The sequence below is a fragment of the Citrobacter sp. Marseille-Q3906 genome, from assembly GCF_916618775.1.
In the GTDB taxonomy this organism is placed as follows: domain Bacteria; phylum Pseudomonadota; class Gammaproteobacteria; order Enterobacterales; family Enterobacteriaceae; genus Citrobacter; species Citrobacter murliniae.
Genome location: NZ_CAKAKA010000002.1, coordinates 1,931,177 through 1,955,214, shown reverse-complemented (window position 1 = coordinate 1,955,214; position 24,038 = coordinate 1,931,177). Strand labels below are relative to the sequence as shown.

At 49.9% G+C, this 24,038-nt stretch carries 26 protein-coding genes and 1 pseudogene; 15 read left to right on the top strand and 12 right to left on the bottom strand.

Translation table 11 applies throughout. The features are described from left to right. The first annotated feature begins 18 nt into the window (after nt 1-18). The 3 genes from znuA to lpxM all read left to right on the top strand — a co-directional run bounded on the left by znuA (nt 19) and on the right by lpxM (nt 3,390). Entirely contained in the window at nt 19-963 is a 945-nt protein-coding gene (gene znuA / locus LG384_RS13580; RefSeq protein WP_045449673.1) for a zinc ABC transporter substrate-binding protein ZnuA, read from the top strand. Nucleotides 964-978: 15 nt separating this feature from the next. After that, nucleotides 979-2,298, top strand: a complete 1,320-nt coding sequence (gene mepM / locus LG384_RS13575) for a murein DD-endopeptidase MepM (RefSeq protein ID WP_071828974.1) — start codon at nt 979-981, stop codon at nt 2,296-2,298. 120 nt (nt 2,299-2,418) lie between these two features. After that, complete coding sequence (gene lpxM, locus LG384_RS13570; RefSeq protein ID WP_225761079.1) at nt 2,419-3,390, top strand: lauroyl-Kdo(2)-lipid IV(A) myristoyltransferase; 972 nt, start codon at nt 2,419-2,421, stop codon at nt 3,388-3,390. A 46-nt stretch (nt 3,391-3,436) separates the two neighbouring features. On the opposite strand, the gene pyk is transcribed toward lpxM, so the two are convergent. Then, nucleotides 3,437-4,879: a pyruvate kinase gene (gene pyk, locus LG384_RS13565; RefSeq protein WP_045444106.1), complete on the bottom strand. Its 1,443-nt coding sequence runs from the start codon at nt 4,877-4,879 to the stop codon at nt 3,437-3,439. A gap of 120 nt (nt 4,880-4,999) precedes the next feature. Beyond that, a complete protein-coding gene (locus LG384_RS13560) occupies nt 5,000-5,869 on the bottom strand; it encodes a MurR/RpiR family transcriptional regulator (protein ID WP_045444103.1) in 870 nt (289 codons plus the stop codon). Nucleotides 5,870-6,233: 364 nt separating this feature from the next. Here LG384_RS13560 and zwf point away from each other — a divergent pair, with 364 nt between their 5' ends. From zwf to kdgA, 3 genes are all read left to right on the top strand, one after another. Further along, a complete protein-coding gene (zwf, locus tag LG384_RS13555) occupies nt 6,234-7,709 on the top strand; it encodes a glucose-6-phosphate dehydrogenase (RefSeq protein WP_045444100.1) in 1,476 nt (491 codons plus the stop codon). A 234-nt stretch (nt 7,710-7,943) separates the two neighbouring features. Beyond that, nucleotides 7,944-9,755: a phosphogluconate dehydratase gene (edd, locus tag LG384_RS13550; RefSeq protein ID WP_045444097.1), complete on the top strand. Its 1,812-nt coding sequence runs from the start codon at nt 7,944-7,946 to the stop codon at nt 9,753-9,755. Nucleotides 9,756-9,791: 36 nt separating this feature from the next. Further along, nucleotides 9,792-10,433: a bifunctional 4-hydroxy-2-oxoglutarate aldolase/2-dehydro-3-deoxy-phosphogluconate aldolase gene (gene kdgA, locus LG384_RS13545; protein ID WP_225761078.1), complete on the top strand. Its 642-nt coding sequence runs from the start codon at nt 9,792-9,794 to the stop codon at nt 10,431-10,433. Between the two features lie 75 nt (nt 10,434-10,508). Here the strand turns inward: kdgA and purT are convergent, their stop codons facing one another. Continuing rightward, on the bottom strand, nt 10,509-11,687 hold the full coding sequence (gene purT, locus LG384_RS13540) for a formate-dependent phosphoribosylglycinamide formyltransferase (protein ID WP_045444093.1): 1,179 nt from the start codon (nt 11,685-11,687) through the stop codon (nt 10,509-10,511). A 132-nt stretch (nt 11,688-11,819) separates the two neighbouring features. Between purT and yebG the strand changes: the two genes are divergently transcribed. The 4 genes from yebG (at nt 11,820) to ptrB (ending at nt 15,499) form a co-directional block, all read left to right on the top strand. After that, a complete protein-coding gene (gene yebG / locus LG384_RS13535; protein WP_045444082.1) occupies nt 11,820-12,110 on the top strand; it encodes a DNA damage-inducible protein YebG in 291 nt (96 codons plus the stop codon). Between the two features lie 119 nt (nt 12,111-12,229). Then, nucleotides 12,230-12,586, top strand: coding sequence for a protein YebF (yebF, locus tag LG384_RS13530; protein ID WP_045444079.1), 357 nt, complete (start codon nt 12,230-12,232; stop codon nt 12,584-12,586). A gap of 91 nt (nt 12,587-12,677) precedes the next feature. Then, the gene (locus LG384_RS13525; protein ID WP_045444076.1) at nt 12,678-13,337 is read left to right on the top strand and encodes a tellurite resistance TerB family protein; all 660 of its coding nucleotides are present in this window, start codon (nt 12,678-12,680) and stop codon (nt 13,335-13,337) included. Between the two features lie 86 nt (nt 13,338-13,423). Further along, nucleotides 13,424-15,499 carry an oligopeptidase B gene (gene ptrB / locus LG384_RS13520; RefSeq protein ID WP_225761077.1) on the top strand — a complete coding sequence of 692 codons (2,076 nt, stop codon included), beginning with the start codon at nt 13,424-13,426 and terminating at the stop codon, nt 15,497-15,499. On the opposite strand, the gene exoX is transcribed toward ptrB, so the two are convergent. The 3 genes from exoX to LG384_RS13505 all read right to left on the bottom strand — a co-directional run bounded on the left by exoX (nt 15,481) and on the right by LG384_RS13505 (nt 17,159). Further along, nucleotides 15,481-16,143: an exodeoxyribonuclease X gene (gene exoX, locus LG384_RS13515; protein ID WP_045444066.1), complete on the bottom strand. Its 663-nt coding sequence runs from the start codon at nt 16,141-16,143 to the stop codon at nt 15,481-15,483. The genes ptrB and exoX overlap by 19 nt on opposite strands. A gap of 22 nt (nt 16,144-16,165) precedes the next feature. Continuing rightward, on the bottom strand, nt 16,166-16,822 hold the full coding sequence (locus LG384_RS13510) for a carbon-nitrogen hydrolase family protein (protein ID WP_225761076.1): 657 nt from the start codon (nt 16,820-16,822) through the stop codon (nt 16,166-16,168). Nucleotides 16,823-16,928: 106 nt separating this feature from the next. Continuing rightward, a complete protein-coding gene (locus LG384_RS13505; RefSeq protein ID WP_045444060.1) occupies nt 16,929-17,159 on the bottom strand; it encodes a DNA polymerase III subunit theta in 231 nt (76 codons plus the stop codon). 144 nt (nt 17,160-17,303) lie between these two features. On the opposite strand from LG384_RS13505, the gene yobA reads away from it, so the two are divergent. The 3 genes from yobA to LG384_RS13490 are packed head-to-tail and all read left to right on the top strand — an operon-like array spanning nt 17,304 to nt 18,908. Next, nucleotides 17,304-17,678, top strand: coding sequence for a CopC domain-containing protein YobA (yobA, locus tag LG384_RS13500; protein ID WP_225761075.1), 375 nt, complete (start codon nt 17,304-17,306; stop codon nt 17,676-17,678). A gap of 3 nt (nt 17,679-17,681) precedes the next feature. Continuing rightward, complete coding sequence (gene copD / locus LG384_RS13495) at nt 17,682-18,554, top strand: copper homeostasis membrane protein CopD (protein WP_225761074.1); 873 nt, start codon at nt 17,682-17,684, stop codon at nt 18,552-18,554. Between the two features lie 15 nt (nt 18,555-18,569). Then, entirely contained in the window at nt 18,570-18,908 is a 339-nt protein-coding gene (locus tag LG384_RS13490; RefSeq protein ID WP_045444052.1) for a YebY family protein, read from the top strand. A gap of 336 nt (nt 18,909-19,244) precedes the next feature. On the opposite strand, the gene LG384_RS13485 is transcribed toward LG384_RS13490, so the two are convergent. The 4 genes and pseudogenes from LG384_RS13485 to LG384_RS13470 form a co-directional block, all read right to left on the bottom strand. Beyond that, the gene (locus tag LG384_RS13485) at nt 19,245-19,580 is read right to left on the bottom strand and encodes a tyrosine-type recombinase/integrase (RefSeq protein ID WP_223306999.1); all 336 of its coding nucleotides are present in this window, start codon (nt 19,578-19,580) and stop codon (nt 19,245-19,247) included. Beyond that, nucleotides 19,577-19,837 (bottom strand): hypothetical protein, encoded by a 261-nt coding sequence (locus LG384_RS13480; protein ID WP_225761073.1) that lies wholly within the window; start codon nt 19,835-19,837, stop codon nt 19,577-19,579. The genes LG384_RS13485 and LG384_RS13480 overlap by 4 nt, the downstream gene beginning before the upstream one ends. 9 nt (nt 19,838-19,846) lie before the next feature. Continuing rightward, a pseudogene (locus LG384_RS13475) lies at nt 19,847-20,220 on the bottom strand (enterohemolysin); the annotation flags it as partial. A 142-nt stretch (nt 20,221-20,362) separates the two neighbouring features. Then, on the bottom strand, nt 20,363-21,211 hold the full coding sequence (locus tag LG384_RS13470; protein WP_225761072.1) for an alpha/beta fold hydrolase: 849 nt from the start codon (nt 21,209-21,211) through the stop codon (nt 20,363-20,365). Between the two features lie 434 nt (nt 21,212-21,645). Between LG384_RS13470 and LG384_RS13465 the strand changes: the two genes are divergently transcribed. Then, nucleotides 21,646-21,978, top strand: a complete 333-nt coding sequence (locus tag LG384_RS13465; RefSeq protein ID WP_045444043.1) for an EmrE family multidrug efflux SMR transporter — start codon at nt 21,646-21,648, stop codon at nt 21,976-21,978. Between the two features lie 238 nt (nt 21,979-22,216). Here LG384_RS13465 and LG384_RS13460 read toward each other — a convergent pair whose 3' ends face one another. Next, a complete protein-coding gene (locus LG384_RS13460; RefSeq protein WP_048221305.1) occupies nt 22,217-22,621 on the bottom strand; it encodes a DUF1398 domain-containing protein in 405 nt (134 codons plus the stop codon). Nucleotides 22,622-23,181: 560 nt separating this feature from the next. On the opposite strand from LG384_RS13460, the gene pphA reads away from it, so the two are divergent. Further along, a complete protein-coding gene (gene pphA, locus LG384_RS13455; RefSeq protein ID WP_225761071.1) occupies nt 23,182-23,823 on the top strand; it encodes a protein-serine/threonine phosphatase in 642 nt (213 codons plus the stop codon). On the opposite strand, the gene LG384_RS13450 is transcribed toward pphA, so the two are convergent. After that, nucleotides 23,824-24,015 carry a YebW family protein gene (locus LG384_RS13450; protein ID WP_045444034.1) on the bottom strand — a complete coding sequence of 64 codons (192 nt, stop codon included), beginning with the start codon at nt 24,013-24,015 and terminating at the stop codon, nt 23,824-23,826. It abuts the gene before it with no gap. Nucleotides 24,016-24,038: the final 23 nt, after the last annotated feature.

Sequence of the window (24,038 nt, the reverse complement as noted above, 5' to 3'; positions counted from 1 at the left end):
ACGATGATTGGTCGCATTATGTTACATAAAAATACGCTTCTTTTCGCAGCATTATCCGCTGCTCTTTGGGGTAGTGCAACACAGGCTGCAAATGCCGCTGTGGTGGCCTCTCTCAAGCCACTAGGTTTCATCGCTTCAGCGATTGCTGATGGGGTAACAGACACCCAGGTTCTCCTGCCTGATGGCGCATCCGAACATGATTATTCATTACGTCCATCAGACGTAAAACGCTTACAGGGCGCGGACTTAGTTGTCTGGATTGGCCCAGAAATGGAAGCGTTTATGGAAAAATCCGTCAAGAATATTCCTAATGGAAAACAGGTAACGATTGCGCAGCTCTCCGACGTGAAACCGTTGCTCATGAAAGGGGCTGACGATGACGATGACGATCATGGGCACGGTGATGCACATGGTGAAAAAAGTGACGAACATCACCATCATGGTGATTACAACATGCATCTTTGGCTCTCCCCAGAGATAGCGCGGGCTTCAGCGGTTGCAATCCATGAAAAATTAGTGGAACTTATGCCGCAAAGTCGAGCCAAACTTGACGCCAACCTGAAGGATTTTGAGGCACAATTAGCCGCAACCGATAAGCAGGTAGGTAACGAGCTCGCGCCGCTCAAGGGTAAAGGTTATTTCGTTTTTCATGATGCTTACGGCTACTACGAAAAACACTACGGACTAACACCGCTTGGTCACTTTACCGTGAACCCTGAGATTCAGCCTGGTGCGCAGCGTTTACATGAAATAAGAACACAGTTGGTTGAGCAAAAAGCAACCTGCGTTTTTGCTGAGCCACAGTTCAGGCCAGCGGTCGTTGAAGCCGTTGCGAGAGGGACGTCCGTTCGAATGGGAACGTTGGATCCCCTCGGAACAAATATCAAACTGGGTAAAACAAGCTATTCAGCGTTTCTGAACCAATTAGCCAACCAGTATGCGAGCTGCCTGAAAGGAGATTAATGAGGAAGTGAATACGTGCAACAGATAGCCCGCTCTGTCGCTCTGGCATTTAATAATCTGCCCCGACCCCATCGCGTTATGCTGGGGTCGCTTACCGTTCTTACACTGGCCGTCGCCGTCTGGCGGCCTTATGTTTACCACCCCGAATCTGCACCAATTGTTAAAACCATCGAGCTGGAAAAAAGCGAGATCCGTTCTCTGTTGCCCGAGGCCAGCGAACCTATCGATCAGGCCGCTCAGGAAGATGAAGCAATTCCACAGGATGAGCTGGATGATAAAACCTCTGGCGAGGTTGGCGTTCATGAATATGTTGTTTCTACCGGTGATACGCTGAGCAGCATTCTGAATCAGTATGGCATTGATATGGGTGATATCAGCCAGCTTGCCGCTGCGGATAAAGAGTTGCGAAACCTGAAAATTGGTCAGCAGCTTTCCTGGACACTGAGTTCGGAAGGTGATTTACAGCGCTTGACCTGGGAAGTTTCTCGTCGTGAAACCCGCACTTACGATCGCACCGCGACGGGTTTCAAAATGAGCAGCGAAATGCAGCAGGGCGACTGGGTTAACAGCCGTATCAAAGGAACCGTGGGCGGGAGTTTTGTCGCCAGCGCAAGAGATGCCGGATTGACCAGTTCTGAAATCAGTGCGGTGATCAAGGCCATGCAGTGGCAGATGGACTTCCGTAAACTGAAAAAAGGCGATGAGTTCTCGGTTCTGATGTCTCGCGAAATGCTGGACGGGAAGCGTGAACAAAGTCAGTTGCTGGGCGTACGCTTACGCTCTGAAGGCAAAGATTATTACGCGATCCGCGCTGAAGACGGTAAATTCTATGACCGTAATGGTACGGGGCTTGCGAAAGGTTTTATGCGCTTCCCTACGGCGAAGCAATTCCGTATCTCATCGAACTTTAACCCGCGCCGCCTGAATCCTGTAACCGGACGCGTTGCACCGCATAAAGGTGTCGATTTTGCGATGCCGCAGGGGACGCCGGTACTGTCGGTGGGTGATGGTGAAGTGGTTGTCGCGAAACGCAGTGGTGCTGCTGGTTACTATGTAGCTATCCGTCATGGCCGTACCTATACCACCCGCTATATGCACCTGCGTAAGCTGTTGGTTAAGCCGGGGCAGAAAGTGAAACGTGGCGACCGTATTGCGCTTTCAGGCAACACCGGACGTTCAACCGGTCCACATCTGCACTACGAAGTATGGGTTAACCAGCAGGCCGTGAATCCGCTGACGGCAAAACTGCCGCGTACGGAAGGGTTGACCGGCTCGGATCGTACCGATTACCTGGCACAGGTGAAAGAGGTTCTGCCTCAACTGCGCTTCGATTAATAAACATACTGATGGAGCCGGTACGCAATGCGTGCCGGCTTTTTTTATTTTGTACGGGACACACTGCGCCGCTACACTATCAGCAGATTTACTTTTCGCGGCACCAGATACTGGAAGAGCATGGAAACGAAAAAAAAGAATATTGAGTACATTCCGGAGTTTCATAAATCATTTCGTCATCCGCGCTACTGGGGCGCCTGGCTGGGAGTGGCGGCGATAGCCGGGATTGCATTAACACCTGCGTCGTTTCGCGATCCTCTTCTGGCGAAGCTGGGGCGTCTTGTTGGTCGTCTGGGGAAAAGCTCCCGCCGCAGAGCGTTAATCAATTTATCTCTCTGCTTTCCTGAACGTAGTGAAGCCGAGCGCGAAGCCATTGTCGATGAGATGTTTGCGACCGCACCTCAGGCGATGGTCATGATGGCAGAGCTGGCGCTGCGTGGTCCGGAGAAAATTCAACATCGGGTAGACTGGCAAGGTCTGGATATCATTGATGAGATGCGCCAGAACAACGAGAAGGTGATTTTTCTCGTTCCTCACGGTTGGGGCGTGGACATCCCGGCGATGCTGATGGCGTCTCAGGGGCAGAAAATGGCCGCGATGTTCCACAACCAGGGAAACCCGGTATTTGATTATGTCTGGAACACAGTACGCCGTCGTTTCGGCGGTCGTTTACATGCGCGTAATGATGGTATCAAACCCTTTATTCAGTCGGTTCGTCAGGGATACTGGGGATACTATTTGCCGGATCAGGATCATGGTCCCGAGCATAGCGAGTTTGTGGATTTCTTTGCCACCTATAAAGCAACATTGCCGGCGATTGGCCGCCTGATGAAGGTATGTCATGCTCGCGTAGTGCCGCTTTTCCCGGTGTATAACGGCAAAACGCACCGTCTGACGATTCAGGTACGTCCGCCCATGGACGACATTCTGACGGCGGATGACAACACCATTGCCAGACGGATGAATGAAGAGGTGGAGATTTTTGTCGCTCCGCACCTCGAACAGTATACCTGGATTTTAAAGTTGCTTAAGACCCGTAAACCTGGCGAAATTGAGCCGTACAAACGCAAAGATCTCTACCCTAAAAAGTAAAAAAAAGCCTCTCGTCAGAGAGGCTTTTTTACATACAACCGCGTCACTATTCTACGGTCAGAATACGCGTGGTGTTAGTGGAGCCAATGGTGCTCATGACATCGCCTTGCGTCACAATAACCAGGTCACCGGAGACCAGATAGCCTTTGTCGCGCAGCAGGTTAACTGCCTCACTGGCCGCAACTACGCCGTCAGTTTCGCTGTCAAAATGAACCGGCGTGACGCCACGGTACAGAGATGTCAGGTTCAGCGTACGCTCATGACGGGACATGGCGAAAATCGGCAGACCGGAACTGATACGCGAAGTCATCAGCGCAGTACGTCCTGATTCCGTCATGGCGATAATAGCGGTCACCCCTTTCAGGTGGTTAGCGGCATACATTGCGGACATGGCAATCGCTTCTTCAACGTTATCAAACTGTACGTCGAGGCGGTGTTTAGAGACATTAATACTTGGGATTTTTTCAGCACCCAGACATACGCGCGCCATTGCCGCGACGGTTTCAGCCGGGTACTGGCCTGCGGCTGTTTCTGCCGAAAGCATCACGGCGTCGGTGCCATCCAGCACGGCGTTAGCTACGTCCATGACTTCCGCACGGGTTGGCATCGGGTTGGTGATCATCGACTCCATCATCTGCGTAGCGGTAATGACCGCACGGTTCAACTGACGAGCACGACGAATCAACGCTTTCTGAATACCCACCAGTTCCGGGTCGCCAATCTCAACGCCCAGATCACCACGAGCAACCATGACCACGTCAGACGCAAGGATGATGTCATCCATCGCATTCTGGTCACAGACAGCTTCTGCACGTTCTACTTTTGCGACAATCTTCGCATCACAACCTGCATCGCGCGCCAGACGGCGGGCATAGTTAAGATCTTCGCCACAGCGTGGGAAGGAGACCGCCAGATAGTCGACGCTTATCTGTGCGGCAGTAATAATGTCGGCCTTGTCTTTGTCGGTCAGCGCTTCAGCAGAGAGGCCACCACCCAGTTTGTTGATGCCTTTGTTGTTGGAGAGCGGGCCGCCGACGGTGACTTCGGTAAAGACTTTCATGCCCTGAACTTCCAGTACTTTTAGCTGTACGCGACCATCGTCCAGCAGCAGGATATCGCCTGGCACGACGTCGGCTGGCAGTCCTTTATAATCAATACCAACTTTTTCTTTGTCGCCTTCACCTTTACCCAGGTTGGCGTCTAACAGGAACTTGTCGCCAACATTGAGAAATACTTTACCTTCTTTAAAGGTGGATACGCGGATTTTAGGCCCCTGCAGGTCACCCAAAATGGCTACATGGCGTCCCAGTTTTGCGGCTATTTCACGGACCTTATCCGCACGCATTTTGTGATCTTCTGGAGAGCCGTGTGAAAAGTTCATACGTACGACGTTCGCACCCGCAGCGATAATTTTTTCAAGGTTGTTATCGCGGTCAGTTGCCGGGCCTAACGTGGTAACGATTTTGGTTCTGCGAAGCCTTCTGGACATGTAATACTCCGTTGACTGAAACAACTAGGTGTTGCGTGAACATTGATCCGGCCGTTCTCAAAAATTAACGGTAAAAATGAACGACCCGGATGATAAAAGGGTAGAACATTGTTATTGCTTTTAGCGGTCATTACCCTTGATGAGTAATTCTTTATCAAAACGCGATTCCTTGAGCGCTTCCTTGACACGCTTCAAGTTATCTCTAAATTTTGCCCCTCGGCGCAAAGTAAATCCCGTAGCCAGCACATCTATCACGGTCAGTTGAGCAAGTCGAGAGACCATGGGCATATAAATGTCAGTATCTTCCGGTACGTCGAGGGTAATAGCTAACGTAGCTTCTCGCGCCAGAGGCGTTCCGGGAGAAGTCAATGCGATTACCATCGCATCGTTTTCCCGTGCCAGCTGAGCCAGCTCCACCAGGCTCTTTGTTCTTCCGGTATGGGAAATGAGCACAATGACATCATCATCGCTACAATTCATACAACTCATGCGTTGCAGAACTATGTCGTCTGAATAAATAACTGGAACGTTAAAACGGAAGAATTTATTCATGGCGTCGTGCGCCACGGCTGCTGATGAACCCAGCCCAAAAAAGGCAATTTTTTTCGCCTGGGTTAATAGATCGACTGCACGATTTACCGCCGAGTTATCCAGCGACTGACGAACATGATCCAGGCTAGCCATCGCCGATTCGAAGATTTTCCCCGTGTAGGATTCTACGCTGTCATCCTCGTCCACATTGCGATTAACATAAGGGGTACCATTTGCCAGACTTTGCGCCAGATGCAGTTTAAAATCAGGAAAACCACGCGTGTCCATACTGCGACAGAATCGATTGACGGTCGGTTCGCTGACATTGGCTTCCAGGGCCAGCGTGGCAATGCTTGAATGAATTGCCTGGTCGGGTGAAGTAAGAATAACGTCGGCGACTTTACGTTCTGACTTGCTCAGATGTTCCAGTTTTAACTGGATTTTTTCCAGCATATTCATGATGTAGGTGGACTCATGGGTCATGGGCAAAAACGATTTCAACGATACAGGAAATCGAGAGATAATTTTGGTAGATAGTACCCCTGCTAAGGAAGGAACGGGGCAAAATGGACAGAAAAGTTGTTGTTTTTTTTCATTACATGATCGGAGTCGGGTTTTCCTGGTTCTTTATGGCTACGAAAAAAAGCGACTTTTTTATCCATTTTGCTGCGGTAAACGCCAACAAAGCCGTTGTTTACGGTAACAGCACGGCTGGATAAGCGTTTACGGTTCACTGAATCACGTAAAAGCAGTACAGTGCACTGTAATAAAATTACAACCAGTGTCTGGCAAAAGCACCAGGCACTTAACTGAGGAGAATGACATGGCGGTAACGCAAACAGCCCAGGCATGTGACCTGGTCATTTTCGGTGCGAAGGGCGATCTTGCGCGACGGAAATTGCTGCCTTCCCTGTATCAACTGGAAAAGGCCGGTCAGATTAGCCCGGATACCCGCATTATAGGGGTAGGACGTGCCGACTGGGACAAAGCAGCCTATACCAAGGTTGTACGCGAAGCGCTCGAAACCTTCATGAAAGAAAAGATTGATGAAGGTTTGTGGGACACCCTCAGTGGTCGCCTGGAGTTTTGTAATCTGGACGTTAATGATACCGCGGCATTTAACCGTCTGGGCGAGATGCTGGATCAGAAAGCACGTACCACTATTAACTATTTTGCTATGCCGCCAAGCACCTTTGGCGCAATCTGCAAAGGTTTGGGCGAAGCAAAACTGAACGCTAAACCTGCTCGTGTGGTAATGGAAAAACCGTTGGGGACGTCGCTGGCGACCTCCCGCGAAATCAACGACCAGGTGGGCGAGTATTTCGAAGAGTGCCAGGTTTACCGTATCGACCACTATCTCGGCAAAGAGACGGTACTGAACCTGTTGGCCCTGCGTTTTGCCAACTCCCTGTTTGTGAACAACTGGGATAACCGCACTATCGATCACGTAGAAATTACCGTGGCGGAAGAGGTGGGTATTGAAGGTCGTTGGGGTTATTTTGACCAGGCCGGTCAAATGCGCGATATGATCCAGAACCACCTGTTGCAGATCCTGTGCATGATCGCGATGTCGCCGCCGTCCGACCTGAGCGCTGACAGCATCCGTGACGAAAAAGTGAAGGTACTGAAATCACTGCGCCGTATCGATCGCTCGAACGTACGTGAAAAAACGGTTCGTGGCCAGTACACCACCGGATTTGCTCAGGGTAAAAAAGTTCCGGGGTATCTGGAAGAAGAAGGCGCGAACAAGAGCAGCAATACGGAAACCTTTGTTGCTATCCGCGTGGATATCGACAACTGGCGCTGGGCGGGTGTTCCATTCTACCTGCGTACCGGTAAGCGCCTGCCGACGAAATGCTCTGAAGTTGTTGTCTACTTCAAAACGCCTGAGCTGAATCTGTTTAAAGAATCCTGGCAGGATCTGCCGCAGAACAAACTGACAATCCGTTTGCAGCCTGATGAGGGTGTCGATATTCAGGTGCTTAACAAAGTACCGGGCCTGGACCACAAGCATAATCTGCAGATCACCAAGCTGGATCTGAGTTACTCCGAAACCTTCAATCAAACGCATCTGGCCGATGCTTACGAACGTTTGCTGCTGGAAACCATGCGTGGTATTCAGGCGCTGTTTGTACGCCGTGATGAGGTAGAAGAAGCGTGGAAGTGGGTCGACTCCATCACCGAAGCCTGGGCGATGGATAACGACGCGCCGAAGCCATACCAGGCGGGGACCTGGGGACCGGTTGCCTCCGTGGCGATGATCACTCGTGACGGTCGTTCCTGGAATGAATTCGAATAAAATATCACCTAATCATTAGGTGTTATTTTACCGGTAACATGATCTAACACAGATTGTAGAATAATTTTTGCACTTTTAAGCCTCGCGTGGATTCACCCGCGAGGCTTTTTTTATTACACTGCCTGAAACGATTTTGCCCCTGAGCTACGGCTAGTAAGCGATTCAGCATAATTTAACTATCTTGAAACGCATTGTTAATCCGACCGCTCTGACAGATAAATTTTAGGAGCCTCTATGAATCCGAATTTGTTACGCGTAACACAACGTATCATCGAACGTTCTCGTGAGACACGTTCCGCCTACCTCTCGCGCATCGAACAGGCTAAAACGACAACTGTTCACCGTTCACAGTTGGCATGCGGAAATCTGGCGCACGGTTTTGCTGCCTGTCAGCCTGACGACAAAGCATCGCTGAAAAGCATGTTGCGTAACAATATCGCGATCATTACCTCCTATAACGACATGCTTTCCGCGCATCAGCCGTATGAACATTATCCGGCTATCATTCGCAAAGCACTGCATGAAGCCAATGCGGTAGGGCAGGTTGCCGGTGGTGTGCCTGCTATGTGTGATGGCGTGACCCAGGGGCAGGATGGGATGGAGCTTTCACTGCTAAGCCGCGAAGTGATTGCGATGTCTGCGGCGGTGGGTTTATCTCATAATATGTTCGACGGCGCATTGTTCCTCGGCGTGTGCGATAAAATTGTCCCGGGCCTGGCGATGGCGGCGTTGTCCTTTGGTCATCTGCCTTCTGTCTTTATCCCATCAGGTCCGATGGCGAGCGGTCTGGCGAACAAAGAAAAAGTGCGTATTCGTCAGCTGTATGCAGAAGGAAAAGTGGACCGTATGGCTCTGCTTGAATCCGAGGCTGCGTCTTATCACGCACCAGGAACCTGTACGTTCTACGGCACCGCTAATACCAACCAGATGGTCGTTGAGTTTATGGGGATGCAACTGCCAGGCTCCTCTTTCGTACATCCGGATGCTCCGTTACGTGAAGCGCTGACAGCCGCTGCTGCTCGTCAGGTAACGCGCCTGACCGGAAATGGCAACGAATGGATGCCGATCGGCAAAATGATCGATGAAAAAGTGGTGGTCAACGGGATCGTAGCGCTGCTGGCGACAGGGGGGTCTACCAACCATACGATGCATCTGGTAGCGATGGCGCGCGCGGCCGGAATTTTGATCAACTGGGATGACTTCTCCGATCTGTCCGATATCGTGCCGCTGATGGCACGCTTGTACCCGAATGGTCCGGCGGATATCAACCACTTCCAGGCTGCAGGTGGTGTACCGGTATTAATGCGTGAACTGCTTAATGCAGGTCTGCTGCACGAAGATGTTAACACCGTAGCCGGGTTTGGTTTATCTCGCTACACCCTTGAGCCATGGCTTAACAACGGTGAGCTGGACTGGCGTGAAGGTGCCACGAAGTCTCTCGACAGCAATGTGATCGCGACTTTCGATAAGCCGTTCTCGCATCACGGCGGTACTAAAGTGCTGAGTGGTAACCTGGGACGTGCGGTGATGAAGACATCAGCCGTGCCGGTAGAGAACCAGGTCATTGAGGCTCCGGCTATTGTCTTTGAAAGTCAGCATGATGTGTTACCTGCTTTCGATGCTGGCTTGCTGGACCGCGATTGCGTGGTGGTTGTGCGCCATCAGGGACCAAAAGCGAATGGAATGCCAGAATTACATAAACTCATGCCGCCACTTGGTGTATTATTGGACCGTTGTTTCAAAATCGCGTTAGTTACCGATGGACGACTTTCAGGTGCTTCAGGTAAAGTGCCTTCAGCAATCCATGTAACCCCGGAAGCCTATGATGGCGGGCTGCTGGCTAAAGTGCGTGATGGCGACATCATTCGTGTGAATGGACAGACAGGTGAATTGACGCTGCTGGTGGATGAAGAGGAACTTGCCTCTCGTCAGCCCCATATTCCTGACCTCAGCGCTTCGCGTGTGGGAACAGGCCGTGAGATGTTCAGCGCGTTGCGCGAAAAGCTGTCCGGTGCGGAGCAGGGCGCAACCTGTATCACTTTTTAAACGACAAATTTTGTAATCAGGCGAGAGAAAACTCTGATGAAAAACTGGAAGACAAGTGCAGAAGCAATCCTGACCACTGGCCCGGTAGTACCGGTTATCGTGGTAAATAAACTGGAACACGCGGTGCCGATGGCGAAAGCGTTGGTTGCAGGGGGCGTGCGCGTTCTGGAAGTGACCTTACGTACCCCATGTGCGATGGATGCCATTCGCGCGATTGCTAAAGAAGTCCCGGACGCGATTGTCGGCGCAGGTACCGTTCTGAATCCACAGCAACTGGCGGAAGTAACGGAAGCGGGCGCGCAGTTTGCGATTAGCCCAGGTCTGACCGAGCCCCTGTTGAAAGCCGCAACTGAAGGAACTATTCCGTTGATCCCAGGTATCAGCACCGTTTCTGAACTGATGCTGGGTATGGACTATGGTTTGAAAGAGTTTAAATTCTTCCCGGCAGAAGCTAACGGCGGTACTAAAGCGTTGCAGGCGATTGCAGGTCCGTTCTCCCAGGTACGTTTCTGCCCGACCGGTGGTATCTCCCCGGCGAATTACCGTGACTACCTGGCGCTGAAAAGCGTACTGTGCATCGGTGGATCCTGGCTGGTTCCGGCAGACGCGCTGGAGGCGGGTGATTACGATCGCATCACTAAACTGGCTCGCGAAGCCGTAGAAGGCGCGAAGCAGTAAGATCTGTTGTGCCGGGCAGTGCTGCACTGACCCGGCCTGCGAATACTTTAAAATGGGCCATCGGGCCCGTTTTTTTTATCCTGCTACATTCACCTGTGCGGCGGCGTTTTTCGCGCGTTCAACCGCCTCGTCAACGTTGTCTGCCGTCGCCAGTACGACGCCTAAGCGACGGGTTCCGTCGATTTCAGGTTTACCGAACAGACGGAGTTGCAACCCTGCACCAACGGCACTGTCAATGTTATCAAATGTGACATTCTGACTGGTAAGTTGTGGCAGGATAACGGCTGATGCAGATGGCCCATACTGGCGGATTGCGCCAACCGGAAGCCCGAGGAATGCGCGAACGTGCAGGGCAAACTCGGATAGATCCTGTGAAATCAATGTCACCATACCCGTATCATGTGGGCGAGGGGATACCTCGCTGAAAATCACCTCGTCACCGCACACAAACAGCTCTACGCCAAACAATCCGTAACCGCCCAACGCCAGTACCACTTTGCGAGCGATTTCCTGTGCACGTTCCAGCGCCAGTTCGCTCATTTTCTGGGGCTGCCAGGATTCACGATAGTCGCCATCTTCCTGACGATGGCCTACCGGCGCACAAAAGTGCACACCATCGACGGCGCTTACGGTCAACAGGGTGATTTCAAAGTCGAAATTAACCACACCTTCCACGATAACGCGTCCTGCGCCCGCTCGGCCACCCTGCTGGGCATAATCCCAGGCTCTGGCAAGCTGATCGGCTGAACGGATAAAACTCTGTCCTTTTCCGGAGGAACTCATCACCGGCTTCACGATGCAGGGGAATCCAATTTCGGCCACGGCTTCGCGAAAGCGAGTTTCGCTGTCAGCAAAGCGGAATGATGAGGTCGGTAAGGACAGTTCTTCCGCGGCGAGGCGACGGATACCTTCACGATTCATGGTCAGTTGGGTCGCGCGCGCGCAAGGCACGACGTTCAGACCTTCCTGCTCCAGCGCTACCAGCGTACTCGTGGCAATGGCTTCAATCTCAGGAACGATATAGTGTGGTTTTTCGTGCGCGACAACCTGACGCAAAGCGTCACCATCCAGCATATTGATTACGTATGAGCGATGGGCAACGTGCATAGCTGGTGCGTCAGGGTAACGATCCACGGCAATGACTTCTACACCCAGGCGTTGGCATTCAATCGCGACTTCTTTACCCAGTTCACCTGATCCTAATAACATCACTCGCGTTGCTGCCGGACGCAGCGCTGTGCCTAATAACGTCATAAATTAATCCCCTGTTTTATCTGGGCGCAGTATATACGAAAACGTTTGCGTCTGTCTTTATTACCAGGTTGATTTCAAGGGTGAAAAAGAATATACTGTACATAAATACAGGTAATTTATGAGGCTGCAAAAATGGCGGTTGAAGTTAAATACGTAGTCATTCGGGAAGGGGAGGAAAAAATGTCGTTTACCAGCAAAAAGGAAGCCGATGCCTATGACAAAATGCTTGATACAGCAGATCTGCTCGATACGTGGCTGGAGCAGTCACCGGTCGCGCTGGAAGATGAGCAGCGTGAAGCGCTTTCCCTGTGGTTGGCTGAGCAAAAAGATGTGCTGAGCGCGATCCTGAAAAACGGCAAACTGCCATCCCCACAGGTGGTTGATAACGATGCTTCTGCTGAGGATGATACACAGGCTGCCTGATCCGACTTGCGCTCCTGAGGTTTTGTACCATGCTTTTCCCTGAATCATTGTGCTGTACCCAACTGATTTCACGTTGCATTAATAGCGACTGAAAGACGAAGGGGATAAAGGAGAAAAGAATGAATAAAACAAGAGCGTTGTTGAGCCTGCTGCTGTTATCTGCCAGCGTGTCAGTTTTTGCGGCTAATACGGAGAGTAAGTCAGTCAATTTTCCAAACTGTGAAGGTTTGAAAGCTGACGGTATCGCGGCAAGTGTGAAACGCGACTACCTGCAAAACCGTATTGTACGTTGGGCCGACGATCAAAAAAGGCTCGGGCAACTTGATCCTGTTGCCTGGGTGAACCCGCAGGATATTGTTGGTAAAGACGGACAATGGACGGTACCTCTTACCGTTCGTGGGAAAAGCAGCGATATTCAATATCAGGTTAAGCTTGATTGTAAAGCCGGCACGGCGGAGTACCTGCAACGTCAGTAGCTGAATTTGCACATCTTTTGATGACCTGAACACTTCCTGACATCCCCTCGGGTACGCTTTGATGATTATTCGTCTGTACTTGAGGGGCAAAATGGCTAACTGGCTGAATCAACTTCAATCTCTTCTTGGGCAAAAAGGATCATCCGGTTCATCTTCCGGTGAACAAGGACTGAGCAAACTGCTGGTTCCCGGTGCATTAGGCGGTCTGGCAGGATTACTGGTCGCCAACAAATCCTCACGCAAATTACTCACTAAATACGGTACCAGCGCACTGTTGGTTGGTGGCGGTGCGATCGCCGGTAGCGTTTTATGGAATAAATACAAAGATAAAGTCCGCGCAGCGCACCAGGATGAACCTCAGTTTGGCACGCAGAGTACACCGCTGGATGAACGTACTGAACGTCTGATCCTGGCGCTGGTATTTGCGGCTAAAAGCGATGGTCATATTGATGCTAAAGAGCGAGCCGCTATCGAACAACAGCTGCGTGACGCGGGAGTGGAAGAGCAAGGGCGTGTTCTGATTGAGCGGGCCATTGAACAACCGCTTGATCCTCAACGCCTCGCTCAAGGGATCCGCAACGAAGAAGAGGCGCTGGAAATTTACTTCCTGAGCTGTGCAGCTATTGATATCGACCACTTTATGGAGCGCAGTTATCTGAATGCGCTGGGTGATGCACTGAAGATCCCACAGGATGTTCGTGAGGGTATCGAGCAGGATCTCAAACAGCAAAAACAGGCGTTGCCGGGTTAAATAGTTACGCTTGAGGAGCACGTTTCGCTTGCATCATTGCTGACTTTTGCCACCCTTATAGGATGTTTAAGCAGAAGAACAATGACATGCTACCAAAAGCTCCTCGTATTCCACATGCCATGACGCAGCATGGCGATACTCGTGTTGATAATTATTACTGGTTGCGAGATGACACCCGCTCGCAGCCAGAAGTGCTGGACTATCTGCAACAAGAAAATGCATATGGCCGCCAGGTTATGGCTTCCCAGCAGGCATTGCAGGATCGTGTGCTGAAAGAAATTATCGACCGTATTCCCCCTCAGGATGTTTCCGCTCCTTATGTGAAAAATGGTTATCGCTACCGGCATATTTATGAACCGGGATGTGAATATGCCATTTATCAGCGCCAGTCTGCTCTCAATGAAGAGTGGGATGAATGGGATACCTTGCTGGATGGTAACCAGCGTGCAGCCCATAGCGAATTCTATACGCTGGGAGGACTCGCAATATCACCCGATAATACCGTTATGGCTCTGGCGGAGGATTACCTGTCTCGTCGGCAATATGGCATTCGTTTTCGCAATCTACAAACCGGGAACTGGTATCCGGAAGTACTGGATAATGTTGAGCCGGAATTGGTCTGGGCGAACGATTCGCAGACCTTTTATTATGTTCGCAAACATGAAACAACATTATTACCGTATCAGGTATGGCGGCATACCGTTGGATCACCATCCATTCATGATCAACTGGTGTATGAAGAAGCTGACGATATGTTTTATGTCAGTCTGCACAAAACCACCTCGCTGCATTATGTTGTTATCCATGTCGCCAGCGCGACAACCAGCGAAGTATTGTTGCTTGATGCGGAGCTGGCCGATGCCGAGCCGCTGGTTTTTTTGCCACGGCGTAAAGACCATGAGTACAGCCTTGATCACTATCAGCACGCGTTTTATCTGCGATCTAACCGTCAGGGGAAAAACTTTGGTTTGTATCGCACCCGCGTGCGTGATGAACAGGCCTGGGAAGTGCTGATCCCGCCGCGTGATAGCGTCATGCTGGAAGGATTTACGCTGTTTACCGACTGGCTGGTGGTGGAGGAGCGTCAGCGTGGTTTAACCAGTTTACGACAAATCAACCGCAAAACGCGTGAAGTGGTCGGGATTGCTTTCGACGATCCGGCTTACGTAACGTGGCTGGCGTACAATCCCGAGCCGGAGACATCGCGCCTGCGTTATGGCTATTCATCCATGACGACTCCGGACACCCTGTTTGAACTGGATATGGACACCGGAGAGCGACGTGTACTCAAACAGACGAATGTCCCCGGATTCGACGCGGCCGATTACCGCAGTGAGCATGTGTGGATCACCGCGCGCGATGGTACGGAGGTTCCTGTCTCGCTGGTTTACCATCAAAAGCATTTTCGCAAAGGGAAAAATCCCTTACTGGTTTATGGTTATGGCTCTTATGGCGCTAGCATGGATGCAGATTTCAGCAGCAGTCGCCTGAGTCTGCTGGATCGGGGGTTTGTTTATGCCATCGCCCATGTGCGGGGCGGCGGTGAACTGGGACAGCAGTGGTACGAAGATGGTAAGTTTCTGCAAAAGAAAAATACCTTTAATGATTATCTCGATGTTTGCGAGGCACTATTAAAACTGGGTTACGGTGCACCTTCACTGTGTTATGGCATGGGGGGAAGCGCTGGTGGGATGCTAATGGGGGTTGCAATTAACGAACGCCCGCAGCTGTTTCATGGTGTTATTGCACAGGTACCGTTCGTCGATGTCGTGACCACGATGCTGGATGAGTCAATTCCACTGACCACCGGGGAATTTGAAGAGTGGGGTAATCCGCAGGACGCGGAGTACTATGCCTACATGAAAAGCTACAGCCCGTACGATAATGTCACCGCGCAAGCTTATCCACATCTGTTGGTCACCACCGGGCTACATGATTCTCAGGTGCAATACTGGGAACCGGCAAAGTGGGTAGCGAAACTGCGGGAGCTGAAAACGGATGACCACCTGCTGCTACTGTGTACGGATATGGACTCCGGGCACGGGGGCAAATCTGGTCGCTTTAAATCGTATGAAGGCGTGGCCCTCGAGTTCGCTTTTTTGATAGGACTGGCGCAAGGGACACTACCCGGGCAGGCAACAACTCAGGCGTTATCGAGATAGTGCTTAAGCGTTAGTCGTAGTTCCGGGCTCATACTGTCAAGGTTATTAAACAGCCAGCGCAAATAGCCCGGATCGCGTTCAGCCACTTCTGATACCGCTTTGCCGCGGTATTTGCCAAAGGTAAATGTGGTCAACAGTGCCGGGCGACCGGTGATGTCGGCCATTTGCTCTGCCGACCAACCCGACGTGTTTATGATGTCGATCAGCAATGCCGCAGTGATGTAGCAATCGTAAAGGGCACGGTGATGATGCAGACCGGAAGGCGTCTGTACATTCAGTTTGCGGGATTTATAGAGTGCCATATTGCTGTATTTAATTCCCGGCCACAGACGGCGGGAAAGCTTCATGGTGCAAATCCACTCTCCGGGCATGTCTGGCAATACACGACGGTCAAAACTCGCATTGTGCGCTACGTACCACTCGCTGCCGTAATAATGCGGGATGACGTCTTCAATCCAGGGTTTATCCGCCACCATGGATTCGGTAATACGGTGAATTGCCATCGCCTGAGGACTAATGGGACGGTCAGGGCGCACCAGGTGGCTCATTGGATTGACAATCTGTCCGTCTACTACATCGACAGAAGCAATCTCAACAATGCCTCCCTGCAGGCCACAGGTTTCTGTATCTATTATGCGCAACATGCCAAGCTCCTGACCAAAACGACTAGCGTAATGGAATGATATCACCTTGCCAACCCTGAGAGGTGCGTTGACCGGTTAAGAGCAGTGAACCGCGGTCGGCGCGCACAATCAAACGACCGCGCTCATCCCATAAAGCGCTGCTGCCGCGCGCATTGGCCATCAGCACTGCAATGGCGAATTTATGCGAAAAACTTTGCAGTTGCGAGGTGGAGGAGAGAAGCTCAGGTTCGCTGATACACTGGCTGGTGGTGAACAGCGAAAACTCAGGGTCAATATCAATGCCTTCCGGCTGAGTATCGACAACGCTTATGGTGTTTCGCTGTCTGGCAATACAGGCTCCATGGCTCTGATGAAATGTTAACGGTGATGCCAGTCCGGGTGAAAAAAGGGCAATGCCCTTCACAAACTGGTTGTTATGTTCAACCGGTAACCCCGCAATAATGGTCATGCGATAACTCGCAGCGGCATGGGCCAGAGGTTGCAGGAGAGCCTCATCAGGAGGTGCCGGAAGAAAATCATCCCCATCGACGCATCCCAACAGCGAAAGGGAGGGGAAAACCAGCAATTCACACTGACATTTGGCAGCTGCTCTGATGAATTGCAGGTGATGCGCGACATGTTCTGTTAACGTTGTCTGTAGAGGTTCGTACTGTGCTGCGGCAATTTTCCAGTGTGACATAATGACTTCCTTTTCATAGTGTCTACAATCATCCTTAAATTATAGATTAAGAATGTGCTTATACTTTAGCAGCCACCATGTAAGGAATTGTAACGTAATATAAGGTTTATTTAACTTTCGGCTCGTAAGGTAAACGTGAGAGGGAAACCGATGCCAAACGGTGTGCGATCAGCCGCTCGCGAAACCAGTCGCGTAGATGTTCAGGTTGCTCGCGCTCGACGACTTCTGCAACGACAGGCATGTTATAGCGCTCTTTGAATGCGACACCTGCCGCGGCCAGATCAACATTGACCTTATCCATCTCATCTTGTTCAAGTTTAGCCAGGTTGATGTTCATGGGCTTCTCCTTATCTCTATTCATTGGCGCGCAAAAGTTACTAAGAGAGTGCATTAATGGCAAGCCAGAAATGATGATTCTCGACTCGATCATTGTAGAAGGTTATTCTCTACAAATTAGACATAACAAAAAGGAATAGTTGATATGCTTTCTACTGCATCTTTACTTCGCTATGCCCTCATCGCACTGACTTCCGCTCTGGCAACTCCCGCAGCGCTGGCTCATGCGCATTTGATAACGCAAAGTCCTGAGGCGGATGCGCAGATCATAGCCTCTCCCCAGGCGTTGACTCTTAATTTTTCTGAAGGCGTTGAGCCTGCGTTCAGTGGCGCAACGCTTACAGACCCAAAACAGACACAGATCAAAACCGGCAAGCCGACGCGCAATGAACAAGATAAGACGCAACTGATCATTCCGCTCGCTCAGTCACTGGATGCCGGGAAATATACGGTTGACTGGCATGTTGTATCAGTGGATGGTCACAAGACAAAAGGGCAATATACCTTTAGTGTGAAATAAACCATGCTGGCACTTACCTGGGTCGCTCTGCGTTTTATCCATTTCACCACTTTAATGCTGGTATTTGGCTGTGCGCTTTATGGTGCATGGCTGGCTCCTGTCTCAGTCCGTCGCTTGATGATGCGCCGCTTTTTGCGTTTGCAACGGCATGCCGCGACATGGAGTTTTATTAGCGCAACGCTGATGTTGGCGATCCAGGGTGGATTAATGGGATCGGGCTGGCAGGATGTTATCTCTGTAGAAATATGGGGAGCGGTTCTGCAAACGCAGTTTGGTGGCGTGTGGTTATGGCAGATTATTCTCGCGCTGGTCACGCTGGTGGTAACTATCATTGTGCCGCACAGCATGTCACGGTTGTTGCTGATTATGACAATTGCCCAGTTTATCCTATTGGCTGGTGTCGGACATGCAACCCTACATGACGGCGTCGTGCGGGCTATACAGCAGCTTAATCATGCGTTACATCTGATATGCGCTGCAGCCTGGTTTGGCGGCCTGCTGCCAGTTATTTACTGTATGAGGATGGCTAAGGGGCGTTGGCGACAGCAGGCTATTAGCACTATGATGCGATTTTCCCGCTACGGGCATCTTTTTGTTATCGGCGTATTGCTTACCGGCATGGCGAATGTGCTGTTTATTGTCGGTTTGTCAGTCCCCTGGCACGCAGCGTATGGGCAATTGCTTTTGTTAAAATGTGCCCTGGTCGCGCTAATGGTGGCGATTGCACTCGTGAATCGGTATGTTCTCGTACCACGCATGCAGCAAGATAACCGCTGTATGACTCTCTACTTTATCTGGATGACGAAGCTTGAATGGGGAATAGGGGCTGTCGTGCTGGCGATTGTCAGCCTGTTTGCAACTCTTGAACCTTTCTGATGGACTGGCAAACGTATGAAAAAAATAGTTATCTCTTTATTACTCCTGACAAGTTCAGGAGCTGCACTGGCTGCACCACAGGTCATTACCGTCAGCCGTTTTGAGGTTGGTAAAGATAAGTGGGCGTTTAATCGTGAAGAGGTGATGTTGACCTGTCGGCCTGGCAACGCACTGTATGTCATTAATCCCAGCACGTTGGTGCAATACCCACTGAATGATATTGCCAGAGAGCAGGTTGAAAACGGTAAAACGACGGCAAAACCGATCGACATTATTCAGATTGATGATCCGGCAAAACCAGGCGAAAAAATGAGCCTTGCGCCGTTTATCGAACGTGCAGAAAAGCTCTGTTAGTTGTCAGATATACCTCTCTGATTTCCAATAAAAAACCGCAAGGATCTCTCAGGAGAACTTGCGGTTTTTGCGTTGTTGCGGGTGACAATCGTCCTTTTTTTCAGGCCACTTTAGTCACGGACTGGAAAACCTGGCGCTGTCATCTATTCTTAAATGGCAGGGTAACTTAGCCTGCATTAATGCCAACTTTTAGCGCACGGCTCTCTCCCAAGAGCCATTTCCCTGGACCGAATACAGGAATCGTATTCGGTCTCTTTTTATGAGCTTATTTTCGTTGGGTTTTCTCGGTGCTTTCACGAAACCACACGAAAATTACTCGAAATTTCCATATCCTGTCTAAACCATAACATATTCTGCACCGCGTGCGTCCAGGTATTTTTTGGTCATTGTTAAATTTTTATGCCCCAGCAGTCTCTGTGCGAAATCCTCTCCACGCTCCCTTTCACACAGTCTGCTCGCCAAGCTCCTGATCTCATGGAAAGGAGGAGGGTTGGGGCCAAACTTTAACTCTGTAGAATCCCTGATATCGCTGAATCTGAACAACGATACGTCCTCTCTTCTTTGCCCGGTGACAAGTGCCAGACCACATGCATTTGCAGCCCATTCGGAATGGGCGGTTGCGGCATCCCTTATTATCTCGAACTGCTCAAGCAAAAGACGCTCACGCTTCACTTTGGGCGTCGGCGTTCTTGTCGGCTCTGCCGGATTCCTTTCAATGTAGTTATTGGCCACGATGGCCTGAGAAATAGCGTCTTTCCTGTAGAGCTTTTGGGACGAAGATTCGTTTTGCTCGGATCCACATAGATGGCATCAGGCTGAACCTTATATTCTTTACCGTGAAGTTCCGGAGTGTGATGAATGGCCAGCTTGATGTCGCATGCCTGACGCGCTAACGGGGATTGCTGAATGCCTCGGTTAATCAGTCGCATTACATCTCCTCAAGGGGAGGGCGAACCAGTTAGCCCACGTATTACCGGTTTCATATCTGCCAGGAGGATGCTGAACTGATCGTTCAGTTCGCCACCCTGTGACTTTTCGCCGTTACAAGAACTCGCTCAACTTCCCCAAACCGTTCTGCTGCATCCGGTTCGTTCGGAGTAGGCAGGGAGTTGATCTCGGCTTCTACCTTGTTATGTGCATCCACCAGGCAATAGCGCTTAACTGCTTTGTTCTTCAATTCGGTGAACAAGGCTGAACCCAGCGTAACCTTCGCGCTTTCGATATCAGTTCGGAGTGCTTTGGCGCTGCCAACATCCTGCACAGTATCGATACGTACGCGGAAATTATCTGCCAGAGAGTCGATGTTTACTGATTTACAAAGGCGGCATGCCGGAAAAAAGCGCCCGCTCTGATGAATGGAGACGTCGCCGCAAGGACGGTTTTGCGATAGCAATTGTTGAACGAAATCAGATTGCGGCGATCCAGTCAGATAATCAGTATTTCCGCGACAATCCCTATTGATGGCGTTGAATGAATCTTATCAGGGCCTCGTTGAACCTCTCCGGTTCTTCAAGTTGCGGCGTGTGGCCGCTTTTCTCAAAAATTTCGATCTCAATGTCTCTGAAATAGCCTTGATACTCTTTCCACGATTCGATAGGTGGATTGATATAGTCGTGACGACCAAGGGCCAAGAAAACGGGCGCGCTGATCGCTGCTGCAACACATTTCATATCGAAGTCGGGAAACACCTTTCCCCAGAGCAAGTCAAATCCGACATCGTGCGTGATAACATCACGCCAGAGTGGAGCCGCGTCAAAAAATGGGTCTAACCAAGACCGGGGACCGGTTCGGAGGAGAAGATATTTGAATTGCTCCTGCGGGTGCTTTTTTGCATCCGATGAAAGCAGGGATATTGCTTTATCGTATATTTCCTGACGGAGCTTAGACGCTTCTGTCTTGAATCTTTGTTCCGATTTATCATTGAGATCGGCGCTCAAATTGGGTGGAGTGCTAATGAGTATTACATGTGATACCCGGCTAGGATACAGACGCGCGTATTCCAGTGCCATGAATCCGTTTCCAGAGTGCCCGATGATCGCCATTCTATCAACGCCAAGGGCAACACGAGACAATTCAATATCACTAACGACCTTATCTAAGGAGAAATCATCCTCTTGAACGGGTTTGCTTGCCGGAGCATAGGCTCGATGATCGATAAAGTACAGGCAAAAACGCTTTGCCAGGTCAGTCGAGAAAGTGCGGGAATAATACAGGTTGCTACCAACAATGATTGCCGCAGCCCCTGAGCCAATGACCTTATATCCAAGCTGAAATTTATCTGACTGAATTGTTCCGACCGTCACTTCCAACTCCTGGCTTGTTGTTCGTGAAGCTTTATTCGGTCTCTTTTTATCAGACTTTGATTTCAAACACTTAAGGTTCTATGCCCGAAATCTGTCCGAATTCTGATCTTTGCTGTTCATTCGTTATACCACACGTTTTTTAACAATCACAATTCATTTGCGCAGAAAATTAGATCAGCACATAGTGCTCGGATGAGGAATAAGGGGGACAGGGAGAGCTGTGCTATGGCAGGTATGAAGCATAATTTTTAATACCATGCTAACCGTGAAGCTCTCTCCCGGTTTTAGCGCACAGGATCTCGAAAACAGCCGAATTTCCATGTTCTTTCGAAACCGCAACATATGTATACAGAAAGAAGCTGCAGCAAGAAAAGATCATGTAAGGTGAAGATATAGTAGAATCTTTCTTTGTCTTGTTTAAAAAATGAATGGTTATGAATACTTATATCTATCTTGGTGCGGCTATTCTGGCTGAAGTGACCGGGACAACGTTAATGAAGTTTACCGATGGGTTCACTCGGCTATGGCCTTCTGTTGGCACAATTGTGTGTTACTGTGCTTCATTCTGGCTCCTTTCCCAGACGCTGGCGCATATACCTACAGGAATTGCATATGCTATCTGGTCTGGTGTGGGTATTGTGCTGATCAGTCTTCTTGCCTGGGTTATACATGGGCAACGACTGGATTTGCCCGCTATTATCGGAATGGCACTAATTTGTGCAGGTGTTCTCATTATTAATTTGTTATCGCGAAGCGCAGTACATTAAATAAAATAGCCCGATGGGATAGGCTCTAAGATCACCGCATGAACGGGGTGTGGGGTAATTCCTCCTCTCACTTGATACGCTTAGCAGGTTGCCGAAGCCTGAACAACTTCGGTGACGTCTGAGTATTGAGAGAACTGGCTATCAGGATGTATTTTCACAGTCGCAGATGCAAAATGCACCTGCGATTTTTTACATTCTGCCGTTTCCATTAAGGGTCCCAGACCAAGGGCCCAAAGCATTATATGAGGGGTTTATTGTTCTCGATATCTTCAATATATAAAAGTGAATTATCAAAAGAATAATAACAACGTTTATTATCATTGACATCGGTTACCCAGCGAAAAACACCAGCACTGGCAAGTGTGATGCAGTACTCCCGAAATGTTGACTTCCCGGAGATATGAATCCGGGCCGCTTCTTTTATAAGTTCGACGTTCTTAATCGTACTGATTTTTAATAAGCTTCTGTATCCTCTTATTAACAAAACGTCGTCATTATGCGTGACGATCCTGATGTTATCTGTAGCCAGATAGTAGATATAATGCGCAATGTTGTGTCGTTTCAATTCAGAATAAAACCAGGAAAAATTTAACTCCTTTCTCACTTGCTCGAACATCTGTTGGAGAATGGCAACCTGATCCATCAGGAAAGTAACCTCTTGTTAGTTGTGAGGGCGCGTAGTGTGCATGATTAGCTTAGTCTATTCAATCTGATCAGACCAGTGCCCGTTTGTAAGCCCAATCAACCTGCAGACTCCTGCTCGATGAATGTTATCATCATGATGATGACATTGCGTATATATCTCGGTCATTGCGAAACGGAGCTGGGGAGTAAAAAAGTATCTTCTCGAACGTATAGTGTAAGTTGATTGTAAATATGTTTTTTAATCTCTCATTAATTAATGATGTGGAGGTTTTTAAACAAAATAATAACCGTCTCGTTAATTTGTTCAGATTTCTTTTACTATACTCTAACTACGTCGATTATTCTGGGGAATAAATACGATTTTCCCTGGCTGGAGAAGATAATCCAAATACCCGGATGGTGGCGGACATTTAGAGCCAGATAATCTGGACATTGTCAGAGATTTTCTGAACAAATTCGTACAGGCTAACTGCATGAAGGCGTTGAAAGGGAAGGCTCATGTGAGTATCGCGCATGGTTTTCCTGAATGTGTAGATAATTTTCTGTGCAGGAGGTCAAATGGGGCTGCCTGGTAATATCTACCAGAGAGTGGAAGGTACACGCTGGCGTCATGTCTGGGTCGTCGGGGATATCCACGGCTGTTTCTCCATGCTGGTGGATAAATTGCGCCAGTGCCGTTTTGACCCGTGGCAGGATCTGTTGGTGTCTGTCGGGGATGTTATTGACCGTGGGCCAGACAGCCTCCGCTGCCTGAAATTACTGCGTAAAACCTGGGTTGTGGCGGTCAGAGGCAATCACGAGCAGATGGCACTGGATGCGCTGGCGACGGGCGAGCAGCTGCTGTGGTTGCTGAATGGGGGATCCTGGTTTACCCGTGCGCCACAACCGAGCGCGCGAATCGCACTTGAATTCTGTCAACAATTACCCTGGATTGTGGAACTTCACTGTCAGACCGGTATACATGTTATTGCCCATGCTGATTACCCTGACGAGAATTATCAGTGGCAGAAAGATGTTGATTTACAAGGTGTTATTTGGGGTCGCGAAAGGTTGATGAGCAAACGCGGGGGGATACGTGGGGCGGATCATTTTTGGTTTGGCCATACGCCGCTACGCCATCGGCTGGATATCGATAACCTGCACTATATTGATACCGGCGCGGTGTTTGGCGGTGAGCTTACGCTGGTGCAGTTACAATAATCAAAAATCGCTGTATTCCTGCGCCGGGCGCCAGAAACTGTCGATATAGCCATCCGCAGGTAGACATCCTCCGTTGCGAATACGCTGATCGTCCATCGAAATAAGGCACTGCTGTTCCGTATTGTAGACATCGACCACGATATCTTCACAACCGCCATCCAGGTAGCAAACAAAAAGAACCAGCGTGAACATTACATCCTCAAATTGTACTGCCG

Bases quoted from the DNA above. Each gene is read 5' to 3' on its own strand.
- kdgA (WP_225761078.1), top strand. From the start codon at position 9,792: ATGAAAAACTGGAAGACAAGTGCAGAAGCAATCCTGACCACTGGCCCG.
- lpxM (WP_225761079.1), top strand. From the start codon at position 2,419: ATGGAAACGAAAAAAAAGAATATTGAGTACATTCCGGAGTTTCATAAA.
- LG384_RS13450 (WP_045444034.1), bottom strand. From the start codon at position 24,015: ATGTTCACGCTGGTTCTTTTTGTTTGCTACCTGGATGGCGGTTGTGAA.
- LG384_RS13505 (WP_045444060.1), bottom strand. From the start codon at position 17,159: ATGAACATCAACCTGGCTAAACTTGAACAAGATGAGATGGATAAGGTC.
- pphA (WP_225761071.1), top strand. From the start codon at position 23,182: ATGGGGCTGCCTGGTAATATCTACCAGAGAGTGGAAGGTACACGCTGG.
- LG384_RS13490 (WP_045444052.1), top strand. From the start codon at position 18,570: ATGAAAAAAATAGTTATCTCTTTATTACTCCTGACAAGTTCAGGAGCT.
- ptrB (WP_225761077.1), top strand. From the start codon at position 13,424: ATGCTACCAAAAGCTCCTCGTATTCCACATGCCATGACGCAGCATGGC.
- exoX (WP_045444066.1), bottom strand. From the start codon at position 16,143: ATGTTGCGCATAATAGATACAGAAACCTGTGGCCTGCAGGGAGGCATT.
- yebG (WP_045444082.1), top strand. From the start codon at position 11,820: ATGGCGGTTGAAGTTAAATACGTAGTCATTCGGGAAGGGGAGGAAAAA.
- LG384_RS13525 (WP_045444076.1), top strand. From the start codon at position 12,678: ATGGCTAACTGGCTGAATCAACTTCAATCTCTTCTTGGGCAAAAAGGA.
- LG384_RS13560 (WP_045444103.1), bottom strand. From the start codon at position 5,869: ATGAATATGCTGGAAAAAATCCAGTTAAAACTGGAACATCTGAGCAAG.
- LG384_RS13465 (WP_045444043.1), top strand. From the start codon at position 21,646: ATGAATACTTATATCTATCTTGGTGCGGCTATTCTGGCTGAAGTGACC.
- LG384_RS13480 (WP_225761073.1), bottom strand. From the start codon at position 19,837: ATGCGACTGATTAACCGAGGCATTCAGCAATCCCCGTTAGCGCGTCAG.
- yebF (WP_045444079.1), top strand. From the start codon at position 12,230: ATGAATAAAACAAGAGCGTTGTTGAGCCTGCTGCTGTTATCTGCCAGC.
- copD (WP_225761074.1), top strand. From the start codon at position 17,682: ATGCTGGCACTTACCTGGGTCGCTCTGCGTTTTATCCATTTCACCACT.
- pyk (WP_045444106.1), bottom strand. From the start codon at position 4,879: ATGTCCAGAAGGCTTCGCAGAACCAAAATCGTTACCACGTTAGGCCCG.
- yobA (WP_225761075.1), top strand. From the start codon at position 17,304: ATGCTTTCTACTGCATCTTTACTTCGCTATGCCCTCATCGCACTGACT.
- LG384_RS13510 (WP_225761076.1), bottom strand. From the start codon at position 16,822: ATGTCACACTGGAAAATTGCCGCAGCACAGTACGAACCTCTACAGACA.
- LG384_RS13460 (WP_048221305.1), bottom strand. From the start codon at position 22,621: ATGGATCAGGTTGCCATTCTCCAACAGATGTTCGAGCAAGTGAGAAAG.
- zwf (WP_045444100.1), top strand. From the start codon at position 6,234: ATGGCGGTAACGCAAACAGCCCAGGCATGTGACCTGGTCATTTTCGGT.
- edd (WP_045444097.1), top strand. From the start codon at position 7,944: ATGAATCCGAATTTGTTACGCGTAACACAACGTATCATCGAACGTTCT.
- purT (WP_045444093.1), bottom strand. From the start codon at position 11,687: ATGACGTTATTAGGCACAGCGCTGCGTCCGGCAGCAACGCGAGTGATG.
- znuA (WP_045449673.1), top strand. From the start codon at position 19: ATGTTACATAAAAATACGCTTCTTTTCGCAGCATTATCCGCTGCTCTT.